This window comes from Rhizobium esperanzae (assembly GCF_002204185.1).
Taxonomy (GTDB): domain Bacteria; phylum Pseudomonadota; class Alphaproteobacteria; order Rhizobiales; family Rhizobiaceae; genus Rhizobium; species Rhizobium esperanzae.
The window spans coordinates 182718-199069 of sequence record NZ_MXPU01000012.1 but is presented as its reverse complement, the minus strand read 5'-3'; the positions used below and the strand labels follow the sequence as shown (position 1 = coordinate 199069).

Here is a 16352-nt window from a genome sequence, read left to right as displayed (position 1 = left end):
TGCGGCCTTGCTCTTCTGTTCGGGGACTCGCCATCGATTGTTGTGGCGGGCGTGCCGTGGGACACCCCCCTCTGACCTACCGGGCATCTCCCCCACAAGGGGGAGATTGGCTGGGCGAGATGGCTTCCTCAAACAACTAGAGCCCCAAAACAACGAAAGCATTTAATTGTCGATGCCGTTCGAGAGGGACCGATGGTCAAGCTCTTGCCGATCTCCACCCTTGTGGGGGAGATGCCCGGCAGGGCAGAGGGGGGTGCCACACGGCAATACAGTTGTTGGGTGAGCGCGCATGCGCAGTCACCGCCGCCAATAGTGCGGCCACCGCGTACACAATCGCGATCGAGGCATGCCTGAAACATGTTCCAGGTCGCGGTTTTGTCGCCGGCGGCCATTCTGTCGGCATGAACACGACATCGGAACATGAACGACACCTTGCCGCCAGGCTCAGATCGCTTTCGATCGAGCCTGCGGTCTTCGAGATTGAGCCGCCGGAGCGGAGAGCCCGGCGGCGGGGAGTATCGGCGATGCTGGCCCTTGCGGGGGTGGTGTCGCTGGCGGTGGCTCTTCTTTATCGGCCGGATGCGCTGGAGCGGATCGCTACCCTTGCAAAGTTTAAGGGCGGTGACGCAGTTCTATCGGCTGGTGGAGCGGCGTTGCCAATCACGGCTTTGCCTGAGAATGCGGCGGTTGACGACGCCACGCCAGCTCCGGGCATCGTCGCACCGAGCCGGGGTACGCCAAGCCGCGAGATCACAGGCTCCGGTTATGTCGTGGCGCCCGACATCGCCACCGTTTTTTCCAAATATGAGGGGCGGATCGTCGCCATCGAGGTGGAGGCGGGCGATCCGGTCGTGGCAGGCCAAGTGCTCGTTCGGCTTGATGATGCCGGTGCACGCTTCGCGCTCCGAGGCGCTTATATAGCGGGGCGGGCGGCGGAGCTGGCGCTGGAGGCTGGGAATATTACGCTCGTCCAGGCGCGGTCTTCGCTGGATCGCGCAGAGCGGTTGGCTGGGCGCGACGCTATGTCGGCCGAGGCGCTGGAGGCAGCGCGCACCGCCTTCGATACGGCCGGCAATGCCGCGGCACAGGCAAGGCAAGATCTCGAAAAAGCGAAGCTCGATATCGACAGGGCGCGCGAGCAGATGGAGGCGCTGGCTGTGCGGGCGCCGATTTCCGGCACCGTGACGCGGCTTGATGCGCATGTCGGCGACACCGTGCTGTCTCGCGCGGATAGCGTGCGGGAGAACGAAAGCCTGCTTGCCATCACCGATATCGCAAGTCTGGTCATCGATGCCGATGTGGCCGAAGCCAATATGGCGCTGCTGCGTCCGGGTCTCAAAGGAGAGGCGGTGCTCGACGGCTTCCCCGATAAACCGTTCGCGGTCGAAGTGGCGAAAATTGCGCCGGTCGTTTCCAAGGAGAAGGGCACCGTCACGTTGCGCCTGTCGCCCTCTTCGCCGCCACCGGGCATGCGGCCCGCAATGGCGGCGCGCATCCGGCTGGTGGTGGGCGAGGAGGCTCATCAACCGGCCTCGTCCTTCGAGGCTCCGGGCGCGGGCCTGCGTATCTCAGGATGAGGGCTGACCGGTGTGCCGCGAGCTGATCGGTTCGCGTGCCGCGAACCTTCGAGCCCATAACCAGTCAATCAGAAAGGAGCAGAACCATGAGCGATGCCGCAGAACCCTATGTCGTCCTTGCCGGCGTCACGAAGTCATTCAGGATCGGAGCGGAGACGATTCCGATCTTTTCCGGGCTCGATCTCGCCATTCCGCGCGGCGATTTCGTTGCTGTCATGGGACCCTCTGGTTCCGGGAAATCGACACTGCTCAACATGCTCGGTGGTATCGACAGCCCGGATGCCGGCGAAATCAGAGTCGGCCGCAGCCATCTCGAGCAGATGGGCGAGGGGGCAAGGGCGGCTTGGCGGGCACATGCCGTCGGCATCGTCTTCCAATTTTACAATCTGCTGCCGATGCTGAATGCGACGGAGAATATCGAGCTGCCGCTATTGTTGAAGCCGTTTGGCCGCAAGGAGCGGCGGGCTCGCGTCGATACGGTCATGGATCTCGTCGGACTTGCGGGCCGCCAGCGGCAGTTTCCATCGAGCATGTCGGGCGGGCAGCAGCAGCGCGTCGGCATTGCCCGCGCCATCGTCACCGATCCCGATCTTATTCTCTGCGACGAGCCGACCGGCGATCTCGATCGCAAATCGGCCGATGATATCCTGGAGATGCTGAGCTTTCTCAATCGCGAGCTTCAGAAGACCATCATCATGGTCACGCATGATCCCGAGGCCGCTTCCTTTGCCCGGCGCACGCTGCGTCTCAACAAAGGTGAATTCGTCAGCGAGGAAAGGGCGGGCCGATGACCTTCCTCCAGCTCATGTGGCGCATTATCTGGCGCAAGCGGCTGCGCGCCATTTTGCTGATCTTTTCAGTCGGCGTCGCCTTCCTGATCTACGGGCTTATGGCGAGCTTCGTCAGCGGCAGCCAAGGAGCGGCCGGCGCCAGCGACAATCTGCTCGGCGTCTTCAACAAATCGAGCCGCGGGCTGCCGCTGCCGCTTGCCTACCTCAACCGGATCGCTGCCGACGGCGATGTCGCCGCGGTCGCCTATACCGCACGCATGCGGGGCTTCGTCGAGGTCGAAAAGAATGTGGTTGCCGTCAGCGCCGTCGATCCACAAGCGATCGCCGCGGCCAACGGCGACGAGCTCAAACTGACGCCGGAGCTGATTGCGGCAATGGAAGAGGCCGGTGATCGGGTGTTGGTCGGCAGGGCACTGGCGGAAGCCGAGGGCTGGTCGATTGGCCAGCGCATCGGCTTTACCGGGCAGCTTGCCAGGGCTGACGGTAGCCGCAATTGGAGCTTCACGATCGCGGGCATTTTTGAAGGCGCGGATGCCAGCACCGATACCTATTTCATGCTCGCCCGCTACGACGCCCTCAATGCCGCTCGTGCGCGCGACAAGGATACGGTTGACGCCTTCGTGGTACGTCCGCGTCCGGGCGTGTCGCCAAGCGTGCTGGCGGCGCGGATCGATGCTCTATTCGCCAACTCCGAGGCGCAGACGAGGACGCAGTCGGAGAAGCAGTTCCTTGAAGCGTTTCTTCGGCAATTCGCTGATATCGGCCTGATCGTGAGCCTCGTCGTGGGAGCGGCCTTCGTCACCATCCTGATGATCGCAGTCAACACTATGCTCTTTACGGTGAGGGAGCGGCGTTTCGAGATCGGCGTCTTGAAGGTGCTCGGCTTTTCCAGTCCGCGGATTTTCGCGCTCATTCTTGGCGAGACATTGTTTATCTTTCTTGTCGGCGGCGCGGGCGGACTTGTTCTCGCCAAGCTTGCGACGCTTTCCATCGGACCGGAGTTCGGCCTCGTCTTCGGCGCGAGCGTGCTTGCGAAATCTCTCGCCATTATAGCGGGGCTCGGCCTGCTGACCGGACTGCTGCCCGCGGTGATCGCCGTGCGCCTGCCCATCATCAACGCCTTCAGAACGAGATAATCCAATGATATCAACGCTCAAGCAGACCTTTCTAATGATCAGAGTCAACCTTGGCAGCCTGCCGCGACGGCTGTGGGTCTCGTTGTCGATGGTACTGTCGGTCGCCCTCGTCGTGGCGGTGCTCTCAGGTTTCCTGGCGATGGCGCGCGGCTTCGAGGCCGCGCTCGCCGGCGCCGGCTCGCCTGCTATTGCCGTTATTCTCGGCGGCGGGACAAACCAGGAGACTGGTTCGGAGGTGCCGGCCGAGGCAATCCGCAGCCTTGCGGCCATGAGCGGCGAGACCGGGATCGCGCGCGATGGCGCGGGCAAGCCCGCATTGTCGCGCGAGACCGTCGTTCCCGTCGATGTCAGACAAGGCGAGCGCGTCGAGCAGACGCTGTCGCTCAGAGGCATGGATCCGGCGGGCCCCGGCTTGCGTCAACGCGCGCGGCTTTCGCGTGGGCGGCTGTTTTCGCAAGGCGCGCGCGAGATCGTCGTCGGCGCCCGCATCGCCGATACTTTTCCGGGTTTCGCGGTTGGCGAGACGATCCGCCTCGGCGCGCTCGACTGGAGGATCGTCGGGCATTTCACTTCGGGCGGCAGCGCCTTTGAATCGGAGATCTGGGCGGATCTGGAGGTGGTGCAATCGGCTTTCGACCGACAGGGGCAAGTGCAGAGCCTGCGTGTGCGGCTCGACGGCGGAGGCAATGCCGCAAGAGCACTGGCGGCATTGCGTGATCGCCTGTCGGGCTTGCCCGGCGCGCCGCTCGTAATCGTTTCCGAGGCTGATCTCTACGCCGGCCAGGCCGAGCGCACCGAAAGCCTGATCCGCCTGTTCGGCTGGCCGATCGCGCTGCTGATGGCGATTGGTGCGGCGGCGGGCGCCTTGAATACGATGATGAGTTCGGTTTCCGACCGCAGCGTCGAAATCGCGACGCTGCGCCTCCTCGGCTTTGCCCGCCCGCCGGCCTTCGCCGCTACCTGGGTGGAGGCGGTGCTCCTGTCGGTGGCCGGCACCGGCCTCGGTGTCTTCGCCTCCAAGCTCGCTTTCGACGGTTGGCAGGCAAGCACGATGGGCGCCAACAATACCAGGATGGCCTTTCAGCTCGACGTCACTCCGGACGTGGTCTTCACCGCCGGCCTGCTGGGCCTTGCCATTGGCATACTCGGCGGCGCCCTGCCGGCAATTGCCGCCGCGCGGCTGCCGCTGACGTCGGCTTTGCAGGCGAGGGGGATATGGCGCTGAGATGATCACCCGCCCCATGATTCGAGACGGCCCCTCGGGTCTTCTCACCATGTGGCTGATCGGCATGCGTGGCCCTGTAGTTTGAGCGCAAGCGAGAGCAGAATCACTGCGGTGCAGCCTGAAGGAGAGAAATATGCCGCCCGTCGTTCTCCGATTTATTCGCCTTCAAGTCGCTGGTTTTTCGATTCTAGTTGCAGCTTTTCAGCGCGTTATCGGACCCGGCGCCATTGACTGTGGAGTAAAGCCCGTAAACCGGTCCGCTGCCGCATTGATAACATCTTCTCGCCTTCTTGCCGTGGACGGTTGCCCCCGCCGCAGGCGATCGGCCGATCCCGGCCGGTCTCAGTGGTGACATAGCGATCCGACGAACAGGGCAACATTGGCGATATGACAATCTACTATGTGAACTCAGCGACTGGCTCCGACCGCAACGATGGGACGAACCAGAACTCGGCTTTTGCGACTTTGTCCAAAGTGGAATCCCTAGCACTGAAACCAGGCGACAGTGTGCTGCTCGCCAAGGGGAGCGTGTTCAACGAACAATTCGATATCAAATATTCCGGCAGCGAGAGCGCGCCGATCAAGATCGGCAGTTACGGGACGGGGGCGGCACCCGTCATCCATAGTGGCGGTGATGGCATTCATAGCCTTTATGCGTCGAACATTGTTATCGAGAACCTCAAGATAACAAATAGCGGTGGTTCTGCCATCTCTGGCGGCAGTGTTTCGAACTGGACGGTTCGCCATGTGGAAGTCGACAAGGCGGGATTGTCGGGTGAAACAGGCGCCATGAATTTCCGCAACAGCAAGAACATCACGATCGAAAGCAGCAAGATTTCGGACGCTAAGGGCGACGGCATCTGGATCGACAAGGTCGAGGGCCTCAAACTTCTCAACAATACGGTGACGAACAGCCACGGCGCCAAGGCCGATGCCGTCCAGGTGAACGACAGCAGCAACATCCTGATCCAAGGCAATCATCTCGACCAGACGCAAGCCGATAGCCCCAAGGGCGTCCTCGTGCTCATCAGGCCGGTGAACGCGGTGGTCGAGGATAATACGCTGAGCGGCGGCGGCTTCGGCATCAGCGCACAAGCGGGCAAGAACATCGCCATCCGCGACAACGATATATCGGGATTTCACGGTTACAACTGGTCCTTCGCCGTCGGTCTCGGTGATGACGGGAATGCGAGAGACTACGATATTGCGGGCAACCACATCCACGATGGCGCCTGGGGCGTCGTCATTACCGCCCCCGCCGACGCTCCGAGCTATACCCGCACGAATATCAAGGTCCACGACAATGTCTTCGACGACCTCTCGCAGTCGGCGCTGAAGGTCGACAGACCGGCCTCCGGCTCCTTCTCCAACAATACAATCGAGAGCGGCACCAACGCCACCAGCATATCGCCTTCGATCGTCGACGCGCACACCTTCACTGTCAGCAACAACCATACGGTCGCCAATGTCGAGACGGCGGCGAGCCCGGTTGTCACGACTGCCGCAGTCACGGAGGCGTCGGCGGATCCGGCGGTTGTCGCCGTCCACGACAATTTGAAGATTCTCACGGATACGGGCGACGCCCACCGCGGCAATCTCCTCGAAAACGACAGCTCCGATAACGGGACCCTGGTGCTGCGCCGCTTCGGTAACGAAAGCGTCGGCAAGGACGGCCTGACGCTGACCGGCGACTACGGCGTCATCCACGTGGACCGGGAGGGCAACTATGCCTACACGCTCGATGAAACGAAGCTCCCCGACCATGACCATGACGGACATGTGAGCGAGACCTTCAGCTACGGGATCGACGATGGAAACTCGTACCACAGCGACGGCGATACGCTGACCGTCTACCTCCATATGGATAGCTTGCTGAGCTGAGATCGGTGGCGGGCTGATCGCCCGTCCTCGTCCTTCGACGCTTCGCGCCCGACCTTAAGGTGCCCAGAAGCCTCGAAGGACAAGGGCGGCGGTTCGAATGAGGGCTGACCGTGCGCGTAACCTCGGCCCGACCCTCCGTGACAGCGTGGCACGTTACCATTCATTCACCTTTTGGTCGCTATTCTCTAGATTATTTTCTTTAAGGTTGTATTCTCGCAGGCGCAGCCTCCGCAAGGCGCCTCTCCTCCGCAAGGCGCCTCTCTGGAGCAAGGCAGGCCAATGCCTGTCGACGCCGTAACGGCAATCGAGGGTCGTGTTGATATGGCCTTCAGTCCCTACCGCATCCGATCCACTCGTTGCAGCCGAGCCAGACGGTTGCGCGACAATGCGAGAACAAGGCGATATGACAATCTATTATGTGAATTCAGCGACGGGCTCCAACGCCAATGCCGGAACCAGCGAGGACACGCCTTTTGCATCATTCTGGGCGGTGGAAAACCTGAAGCTACAGCCGGGCGACAGCGTGCTGCTCGCGGCCGGCACCGTATATAACGACCAGCTCGACCTAAAATATTCCGGCACCGTCGATGCCCCTATCACCATCGGCAGCTACGGGGTCGGCGACGCGCCTGTCATTCACAGCCCCAATGATGCAATTCATAGTCTCTATACGTCGAACATCGTCATCGAAAATATCAACATCTCGGATACCGGCGGCGCAGCCATCTATGGTGGTTATGTCTCGAATTGGACCGTTCGTAATGTCGAGGTCGATCACACCGGATTGTCCAAATCCGGTTCCATCACCTTCCGGACCGGCTCCAACATCACCATTGAAAACAGTACGATCAACGACGTCAACGGCGACGGCATCTGGATTGAGAAGATCAACGGCGTCACGCTCCTCAACAACACCGTCACCAACGCCCACGGCACTGCGGCGGATGCCGTCCAGCTAAACGACAGCAGCAACATCGTCATCACCGGCAATTATCTCGATCAGACGGGTGCGGTGACGCCGAAGGGAGTACTGACGCTTATCCGGCCTGTGGACGCGGTGATCGAGGGAAACACCATCCTCGGCGGCGGCTTCGGGATCAGCGCGCAGGCCGGCACGGACATTGCCATCCATGACAACGAGATATCCGGCTATGGTGGCTACAGCTGGTCTTACGCCATCGGTCTCGGCGACACGGGCGATACACGCAACTATGATATATCAGGCAACTATGTCCATGACGGCGTCTGGGGCGTGTCGGTCAGCTCCGCCGGCACGGCGACCTATGTTCGTGAGGGCATCGATATCTACGGCAACCTCTTCGATGACCTGACCCAGGCGGCATTGAAGGTCGACCGGCCGGCATCAGGATCCTTTCATGACAATTTCATCGCGAGCGATGTCACGCCATACAGCATCTCCCCCTCGATCATCGCTGCAGGCACCTTTCCCGTCAGCGATAACACGATCATCGAAGACGGTCCTACTACGCTTGCAAGCGCCGACAGTCTCGCCGCCGCCGATGCGAGCGTCAGCCTCGTATCGGACACCGGGCTCACATCCCACAACGACCTGAAACTTGCTGCCGACAAGATTGCAGCGGATAAGGTCGGCGCCCGCCACGACAATCCCATCTGGGAAAACGGTGTATCGGATGAAACGCTGCTGCTTCGTCACTTCGGCAAGGCGGCTGCCGAAAAGCACGGGTTGACAGTTGGCAACGGCGATCACGGCGTCACCATCGAAGCCGCTGATCTTGCTGGCCCGGAGAACGGCAGCGAAATTTCACACCATGAGATCACGCCTCAGCCGTTGCATCATTCAGAAGCGGACCCGCTGATCGTCTCTATGCTTCAGCACGGCGTGCTGCACTGAGGTTAGCCGGGCGGCGCATCGCCGCTACGGCGAGAAGCCGTGGCGGCATTGGAGGTCGCCGAGCAGCGTTGGGTGCTCAGGAAGAGAGGCCGATCGTAATCGTGGCGGAAAGCACGCCGCCATCAAGCTTTTCAAAATCGAAGATGTGATCGGTGGCGTCCTGCGGAATGAGGCCGTCGTCGTCGTTGCGCGTATCGCGGCGGGGGCGTCCACGATAGTCGGGATGCTCACCATAGATGATCTCGCTCAGGGCATCATCGAAATAGACCTGGCTGACGAGAAGCTCCTTGCCGTCTACGAGGATGCGGCAATGAACATGCGGCGTGCGGCCACTATACCATCCGGGATAGGCGGTCAGAAAACTTGCCTGCCCGGCCTTGTCAGTCAGCTGGCGGCCGCGAAAGGCGAGCCCGCTTATCGCCTCGGCATCATTGAGCGTACACATCTTCGCAGCCTCTCGGCCGGAATAGATGCCACGGTGATCGGTATGCCAGATTTCGATGTCGGCATTTTCAATCGGCCGGCAATCGGCTGCATGGACGATACGGAGGGCCAGCCGCAACGGCAGTCCGGCTTCTCCTTCCGAGATGTCCTGGCGGGCCGGGACGCCGTTGACATGGCAGGGACCAAGGGTCTGGGCGATGGTCACGACGCAATTCGGGCGAGTGCGGAAGAGCGGCGCGGGCAGCTTTTCCAAGGCGACAGACTTGGTGCCGCCGCTCAGGAAATCAGTGCCCTTCCAGTCGAATGTCCTGGCTGCCGCCACGACATGCCGCCGCGGCCAGATTGCCGCAGCAATGACCGACGATGCGGCAATCGCGGCGCCGCCAAGTACAAGAGTCCGCCTCTTCATATATCCTCCTTTGTCTCTGACCTGGCGTGTAAGGGGGATAGGCCGGGACTGCCAGTTAAATCCCGGCAATGATCGGCGGTGACGAGGCTGTCGGCGCGAAGCAGGGCGAGGCCATCAGACTTTATATGGCAACCTGTTCCCCAAGTTCGACGACACGGTTTGACGGTAGGTTGAAATAGTCGGAGGGATCGATGGCAAAGCCTTCCAGCGCCATGAATATGCGTTCCTGCCAGCCGGGCAGGCCGGTGTTCGGCGTCCTGACGAGGTTGCGGCGACCGAGATAGAAGGACGTTTTCATGATCTCGAACTTGAAGCCTCCCTCCCGGCAGAGAGCCAGCGCCCTGGTGACATCGGGATCGTCCATGAAGCCGAAAGTGATGTCGAGACGCACGAAACGCGGCGAGAGCTGGCTTATCTTGATGCGCCTGTTGTCGGGAACATAGGGTTCGTCCTCGGTCCAGACAGTCAGGATGACGTTCTGTTCGTGGAGCACGTGATTGTGCTTGAGATTGTGGAGCAGAACGTTCGGCGTCCGGTCCGGCACGCTGGTTAGAAAGACCGCCGTTCCCGGAACGGTAACCGGTGAATGGTCCGATTTCCGCTCGATCGACCGAATGAAGGAATCGAGCGGAATCTCGTTGTTGGCCCGCAGTCTCTTGAGGTAGGTCTGCCCGCGGGTCCATGTCCACATCAAAATCATGATCGCCAGCGCCAGGGCGACCGGAACCCAGCCGCCGTCGTGGATTTTCAGCAGGTTGGCCGCGAGGAAGACGACTTCGATGATGAAGAGCGGCAAAAGCACTGCAGATGCAAGCATGAAGGAGTATCCCCAAGCGGCGCGAAGGAACTGGAAGGCCAGCATGGTTGTGATCACCATGGCTCCAGTCACCGAGATGCCGTAGGCCGTTGCCAGTGACTCGGAGTCGCCAAAGGAAAAGATCAGCACCAGCACGCCGGTCAGCAGGAGGAGATTGACACTCGGCACGTAAATCTGGCCGGTATTGGTCTCCGAGGTGAACTTGATCCGTAGCCGTGGCAGAAAGCCGAGGTGAACCGCCTGGCGGGCCAAGGAAAACGCGCCAGTGATCACGGCTTGGCTGGCGATGATGGTTGCGAGCGTCGCCAGAAGAACCACTGGCAGCAAGGCCCAATCGGGATACATCAGAAAGAACGGATCGGCGATCGCTGCGGGTTGGCTGAGAACGAGCGCGCCTTGGCCGAGGTAATTCAGCAGCAATGCCGGAAAAACGAGCACGAACCATGCCGTCTGGATCGGGCGTCGCCCGAAATGGCCGAGATCGGCATAAAGCGCTTCGGCGCCCGTGACTGTCAGAAAGACCGCGCCGAGGACGATGAGCCCAACGGTGCCGGCATGAGCGAGGAACGAGAGCGCGTTGATAGGATTGATTGCGGCCAGAATCCTCCAATCGTCGCCGATATGGATCACGCCACCTGCCGCCATGGCAAGGAACCACAAGACCGTTATCGGCCCGAAAAACATCGAAACAGCGGCGGTCCCCCGCGATTGGGCGGCAAACAGAACGATCATGATCGCCGCCGACAGAGGCGGAACGTATTCGGCGAAAGCTGGGGTAATCAGCTTCAAGCCCTCGAGAGCGGACATCACCGACAGGGCAGGCGTGATCATCGCGTCGCCGATGAAAAGTGCCGATCCGATCAGGCCGGCGAAGAACAGCACGGGCACGTTTCGCCCCATCTTTTTCATCAGGAGAGCGAGAAGCGAGAGTGTACCGCCTTCACCGTCATTGTCCGCCCTGAGAAGGAACAGCACATATTTGAAGGTCACGATGATCGTCAGCGTCCAGATCATCAGCGAAATAAGACCAGTTACCTCGAATTCGTGGACGCCATCGGCCGTGAACGGTCTGAGCGCCTCGCGAAAGGCGTAAAGCGGGCTGGTGCCGATATCACCATAGACGACGCCGACGGCGCCGACGACCAATCCGACAAAGCCGGTCCGGCTGGCGACATCACCGGTCTTATCTGCACGTGCTGAAGTCATGTTTCCCCGCTCACGTCGCTTGCTTACAGACGGAAACATATGCCGCATTGAAGAAGGGCAAGTAAATTTGTACCGGTGCAAACCTTTCGCGACGAAGCGAGCATGGAGGCCGGTCCGGCATGGCTGCCGCAAGACGTTCAGAATGAATCAATTTCGGTCCTGAAAATTATGTAGTAGGCATCCGAAATCAGTATCAGGCCGGGGCCAAGCGAGATGGAACCCACTCAATTGTTCGAGCTGGTCATTGCGATGTTGCTCGCAATCATCGCGCTGCACTACGCTGCCCACAGGCTGGGATTGCCGCCGTCCGTGGCGCTGCTGGCCGGCGGCGCTCTGCTGGCCTTCGTGCCGGGGCTGCCGGCGATTACTGTCGATCCCGGGCTGGTGCTCGTTATCTTCTTGCCGCCGCTCTTGATGGACGGAGCCTGGGCCATTGCTCTCGTGCGGCTGCGGCGCCATATGATCGGCATCGCCTCGCTGGCCGTCGGAGCGGTGTTCTTCACCTGTGCCGTCGTCGCCGTCGTGACCCATCTTCTCTTTCCGTCACTTCCCTGGGCCGCCTGTGCAGCACTTGGCGCGATCGTTTCACCGCCTGATGCGGTGTCGGCTCGTGCCGTGCTGGAGCGCGTCAAGCTGCCGCGACGGTTGCAGATACTGCTGGAAGGCGAGAGTTTGCTGAACGATGCGAGCGGGCTGGTTCTCTTTCGCTTTGCCGTCGCCGCCGCCGCAACGGGAAGTTTCAGCGCGGTGGAGGCGGCTGCCAGCTTCCTTGTGCTGGCGCTCGGCGGCGCGGTCGTCGGCGTCGTTGTCGGAACGGCGTGGGTGAAATTCGTCCGGCGCCTCGGCGACGAATATCTCATCATCGCCGCCACCGTGTTGCTCGCCTGGATTTCCTATCTGCTCGGCGAACTGCTGCACGTTTCCGGCGTCATCGCCACCGTTACTACGGGTCTGATCGCCTCCTGGCACCAGCACACCGTATTCTCGGCCGCAACGCGCATGCGAGGCACGTCGTTCTGGACCGTGATGATCTTCCTGATGGAAGCTTCTGTATTCACATTGATTGGGCTGTCGCTGCGCGATGTCGTTGAGCGCGGCGGCGGTTTCGCGACAGTGATCGCCACCATGGGACTGCCGATGCTGGCAATCCTCGCGACGCTCGTGGTCGCCCGCTTTGCGTGGGTCTTCGCCTCAGATGTCGTCATCCGGCTCTGCGCGCCGCTGGGGTTCAATCGCGCCAAGCCGCTGGGCGCCGGCGGCGCCACCGTCCTCAGCTGGGCCGGCGTGCGCGGTGTGGTGACGCTCGCCCTGGCGCTCAGCTTGCCGGAAGAATTCCCCGGCCGCGACTTCATCCTCGCAACATCATTTTCCGTTATTGTCGGAACCGTGCTCGTCCAGGGAACGAGTTTGGGGCGGATTATTGCCTGGGCACGGCTGGTGGAGCCGGAGACGGAGAGAGCGCGTCTCACAATGAGTCAGGCCGAAGCCGCCATGGCGCAGGCGCAGCTTGGAACCATTCAAAACCTGGCATACGACCTCGAGGGAAATCTTATCCACCCACAATTGCTCGAACGGTACCAGCGCCGTGCCACGGCGATCGTGGATTACGCCGCCAGAACGGAACATTATATCCCGGTGCTCCATGCTCATTTCGATGTCGTTCTCGAGGCGGTTGCAACCGGACGTCGGGAACTCATTCGGCTCCATCGCGCCGGTGATATAGATGACGAAACGCTGCAGGAGCTGGAACGGGATCTCGATCTCGAGGAACTGAGCGCGATCTCAGCCAAAGCCTGAGTTTCGCGGTCCTGCTAGACCGTGCACAACCGGTCAATACTTTCTGCGTTTGCCGAAGTATTCCGTGCGATTCATGAATATAAAATGCGTCGCAAATAATACCCTTACCTCTGCGCTGTTATAGGCTGTCGGCGGGTGGCCAGCCGTGAGTATCCTTGTGGCACAGGCATCCCGTCGCTTCCGGGACCAAACTCTCCATTTTCCAGCTCCCCACCCGAGCGCTTGGAGACTGCCACGTCGTCTGCTTCAAGCCAGTGTTGCAGGTCGCGTAAAGTTTCGTCTCTGTACATTTTGAAAAAATACGCGGTTAAATTGCTTCTAATTGCCGCCATGATTCAAATATACGTTCCGACCGCGATTTTTTCTTCGCCACATTTCGGATCTTCCAAATTATTCAAACAATGGTGAGAAACAATGAAAATTATTCTCGTCATAGCCCTCACGGTTTTTGCCGTGCCGTGTGAGGCCGACATGCTCGTCACGGCTTCGAAATATAATCGCATGCACGAACGCTCCATTTCGTTTCTCGGCATCAATCCCCGCAGAACGTCGTGGTGCGGAGCCTTCCTCGCCTTCGTCGCCAAACGATCGTCCCGCCAGCCGCCGCCCAATCCCAATATGGCAGTTTCCTGGAAAAGCTTTGGCAAGCCCGTCTTCTTCCGCTCGGCAAGGCGGGGAGATGTCGTTGTCATTCGAAGCGGCAGGCGCTTCCACGTCAGCCTGTTCGACCACTTCGACCAACAACGCCAGTACGTTTATCTCTTCGGCGGCAACCAATCCAACCGCGTCCAGCTGTCACGTTACCGCACCAGCTCGGTCGTTGCCGTTCGACGATGAAGCGGGAAATCTCACCTTTCCGCTGATTTCAGTAAATCCAATAGCTCATGGTGGCGATCGAGGCCCCTGCGGGGCGCCCCAGGGATGACGCCGGAGAGAGGACGACGACGGTCAATCAACCCCGTCCAACGCACATATCACGCCGTCGACGGGAATGCCTGCCAGCCTTTCGCGCCTGATGTCGAACCGCCAGGCCTTGACCACATTCTCGGATCGATAGGAGCCATCCGGTTGCTCCACCATCCTGCCGAGCGCAAAGATGGCGACGTCGGGAAACCGGCTGGACGAGCAATAGGCCGGCTGCAGAAGCTCGTGGCGGGGCGACGGTTTTGAGATCGTTACCTGGTCGAGCACGGTCCAGACGGGGAGGTTTCCGTTCATGCCGGTCTGGCGCCGAAGCACCAGCGACAGCTTTGCACCGCATTTGATCTCCGCTGCCGCATAAGCCGGGCCTTCGGCTATTGCCGACAGAGCAGTCCCGCTGACCTCCACGCAGCCCTTCGCCGGAAGAGGCGTGGATTCGCCACGTGCCTCGCTGGCATGGGAGGCGGCCGGGATCAGAGCGAGAAGAGCGGCAATCGCGGGGAGATGTCGAGACATGGGAGACCGTTGAGAACAGCAAGTGAGGGGGTGCTGGTTTCATATCCGCAATCCAGAAGAGAGGACGGTAGCTTTGCTCGGAGATGAGTCAATAGCCGATCCGCTACCGCGTGTGGAACTTCGCCGGCGCCGGCGGTGGCCGACCTCGTCCTTCGAGGCCCCTCAGGCCAGAGGCCGGAACCTCGAAGGACCGGGGCGGGGGCGGGTGGCTGGGCACCTGGCAGCATCGCGCCATACACGATGAATTGGCCGGCCCGACACAATGCCAGTCAGCGCAGGCGTCAGCCGCGGCTGACACTCCGGAAGGCAGCGATGATGCTGTCAGCGGCCAGCCGGGCTTCGTCTGCGGTCGTCTGGAAATTGGTGACGGAGAGGCGCAGGACGTCGCGGCCGCGCCATTTGGCGCCGCCGGCGAAGAGGGTGGCGTCGTCGCGGATTTTTGCGATGGTCTTGCGGGTGATCGCGTCGCTTTCATCTTCCGGGCGGTCGGCGGCGAAGCGGAGGATGAGCTGGTTCAGCGTGATCTCGTTTAAGATAGTGATACCTCGTTCGCGCTGGAGATGCTCGCCCAGCAGGCGGGCCGACGCGCAACATTGGTCGATGAGGGCGGCGATGCCATCGCGGCCGAGATGTTTCAGCATTGCCCAGGTGGCGAAGCCGCGGGCGCGCCGGGAAAGCTCCGGCACGTAATGGGAAGGATCGCGCTCGCCCTCGGCTGCGAGCGGCAGGTAGCTTGCGGCGATCGTCATGGCGCGGCGGTGGGCAAGCTCGTTGCGCACGATTGCATAGCCGCAGTCATAGGGCGTCTGCAGCCATTTATGACCATCCGTCGCCCAGCTGTCGGCCGCCTCGACACCGCGGCTGAGATGGCTGAATTTCTTTGATGCCTGTGCCCAGAGGCCGAAGGCGCCGTCGACATGCACCCAGGCGCCTTTTTCCCGAAGGGCCGGGATCAAGCGGATGAATCGTCGAAGCCGCCGGTATTGATCTGCCCGGCCTGGAGGATGGCGATGCAGGGACCGCTGACCGGGGCAAGCGCGTCGCCGAGTGCGGCCGGATCGATCCGGCCCATTGGATCGGTTGGCAGGCGCAGCACGCGGTCATGGCCGAGGCCGAGGAATTGCAGTGCGGAGAAGACCGTCGTGTGGGCGTCGTCGCCGATCAGCACGGTGATCTCGGGCGCGCCGAACAGGCCTTTGGCATCCGCATCCCAGCCTGCCTTGCGCAGCACCTCGCCGCGGGCGGCGGCAAGGCAGGTGAAATTGGCGACTGTGGCTCCCGTGACGAAGCCCACAGAGCTTTCGGCTGGCAGTTGCAGGATGTCAAGAAGCCATCTGGCCGCGATGGTTTCGACGGCAGCCGCGGCCGGGGCGGCGACGTGGTTTCCGGCATTCTGGCCCCAGGCGCTGGTCAGGAAATCGGCCGCGACGCCGACCGGATGAGAGCCGCCGATGACCCAGCCGAAGAAGCGCGGGCCCGTGGTGAAATGCAGACCGGGCTCGGCGTCCGCGGCAAGCTGCCTGATGACATCGGCCATATCGGCGCCGGCCGCCGGCAACGGCTCATCGAAGGTGGCGAGCGAGGCGGCGTAGTCGTGCCGGGGGACATGGCGGGCCGGCGCGCTCTCGCGAAATCCGGCCGCAAGCCGGGCGGCTTCCTGAAACAAAGATGCGATTGCCGACATGCGGGGTCCCCCTGCGCCGAGCGCCCGCCGGTCACCGGGGACCGCCTCCAGGCAAGCTTGCCGGCCCGGCAAGTC

General features: G+C 61.4%; 11 protein-coding genes and 1 pseudogene. 8 read left to right on the top strand and 4 right to left on the bottom strand.

Annotation, left to right across the window (positions count from 1 at the left end; translation table 11 throughout):
• Positions 1 to 401: 401 nt before the first annotated feature.
• The 6 genes from B5E41_RS19180 (at position 402) to B5E41_RS19155 (ending at position 8483) form a co-directional block, all read left to right on the top strand.
• Entirely contained in the window at positions 402 to 1577 is a 1176-nt protein-coding gene (locus B5E41_RS19180) for an efflux RND transporter periplasmic adaptor subunit (protein WP_088395689.1), read from the top strand.
• A gap of 86 nt (positions 1578 to 1663) precedes the next feature.
• Positions 1664 to 2368, top strand: a complete 705-nt coding sequence (locus B5E41_RS19175; RefSeq protein WP_088395659.1) for an ABC transporter ATP-binding protein — start codon at positions 1664 to 1666, stop codon at positions 2366 to 2368.
• Positions 2365 to 3504, top strand: coding sequence for an ABC transporter permease (locus B5E41_RS19170; protein ID WP_088395658.1), 1140 nt, complete (start codon positions 2365 to 2367; stop codon positions 3502 to 3504). The genes B5E41_RS19175 and B5E41_RS19170 overlap by 4 nt, the downstream gene beginning before the upstream one ends.
• Before the next feature lie 4 nt (positions 3505 to 3508).
• Positions 3509 to 4729, top strand: a complete 1221-nt coding sequence (locus B5E41_RS19165; protein ID WP_088395657.1) for an ABC transporter permease — start codon at positions 3509 to 3511, stop codon at positions 4727 to 4729.
• Positions 4730 to 5116: 387 nt separating this feature from the next.
• Positions 5117 to 6610 carry a right-handed parallel beta-helix repeat-containing protein gene (locus B5E41_RS19160; protein ID WP_088395656.1) on the top strand — a complete coding sequence of 498 codons (1494 nt, stop codon included), beginning with the start codon at positions 5117 to 5119 and terminating at the stop codon, positions 6608 to 6610.
• A gap of 403 nt (positions 6611 to 7013) precedes the next feature.
• The gene (locus B5E41_RS19155; protein WP_176439437.1) at positions 7014 to 8483 is read left to right on the top strand and encodes a right-handed parallel beta-helix repeat-containing protein; all 1470 of its coding nucleotides are present in this window, start codon (positions 7014 to 7016) and stop codon (positions 8481 to 8483) included.
• A 76-nt stretch (positions 8484 to 8559) separates the two neighbouring features.
• Here B5E41_RS19155 and B5E41_RS19150 read toward each other — a convergent pair whose 3' ends face one another.
• Positions 8560 to 9336 carry a dioxygenase family protein gene (locus B5E41_RS19150; RefSeq protein ID WP_088395654.1) on the bottom strand — a complete coding sequence of 259 codons (777 nt, stop codon included), beginning with the start codon at positions 9334 to 9336 and terminating at the stop codon, positions 8560 to 8562.
• A gap of 121 nt (positions 9337 to 9457) precedes the next feature.
• Positions 9458 to 11359, bottom strand: coding sequence for a potassium transporter Kup (locus tag B5E41_RS19145; protein ID WP_088395653.1), 1902 nt, complete (start codon positions 11357 to 11359; stop codon positions 9458 to 9460).
• Between the two features lie 213 nt (positions 11360 to 11572).
• Here B5E41_RS19145 and B5E41_RS19140 point away from each other — a divergent pair, with 213 nt between their 5' ends.
• Both B5E41_RS19140 and B5E41_RS19135 read left to right on the top strand, forming a co-directional pair.
• Entirely contained in the window at positions 11573 to 13156 is a 1584-nt protein-coding gene (locus tag B5E41_RS19140) for a Na+/H+ antiporter (RefSeq protein WP_088395652.1), read from the top strand.
• A gap of 414 nt (positions 13157 to 13570) precedes the next feature.
• Positions 13571 to 13993 (top strand): TIGR02594 family protein, encoded by a 423-nt coding sequence (locus B5E41_RS19135; protein WP_088395651.1) that lies wholly within the window; start codon positions 13571 to 13573, stop codon positions 13991 to 13993.
• Between the two features lie 111 nt (positions 13994 to 14104).
• On the opposite strand, the gene B5E41_RS19130 is transcribed toward B5E41_RS19135, so the two are convergent.
• A complete protein-coding gene (locus tag B5E41_RS19130) occupies positions 14105 to 14593 on the bottom strand; it encodes a hypothetical protein (protein WP_245303114.1) in 489 nt (162 codons plus the stop codon).
• Between the two features lie 281 nt (positions 14594 to 14874).
• A pseudogene (locus tag B5E41_RS19125) lies at positions 14875 to 16277 on the bottom strand (pyridoxal phosphate-dependent decarboxylase family protein).
• Positions 16278 to 16352 lie beyond the last annotated feature (75 nt).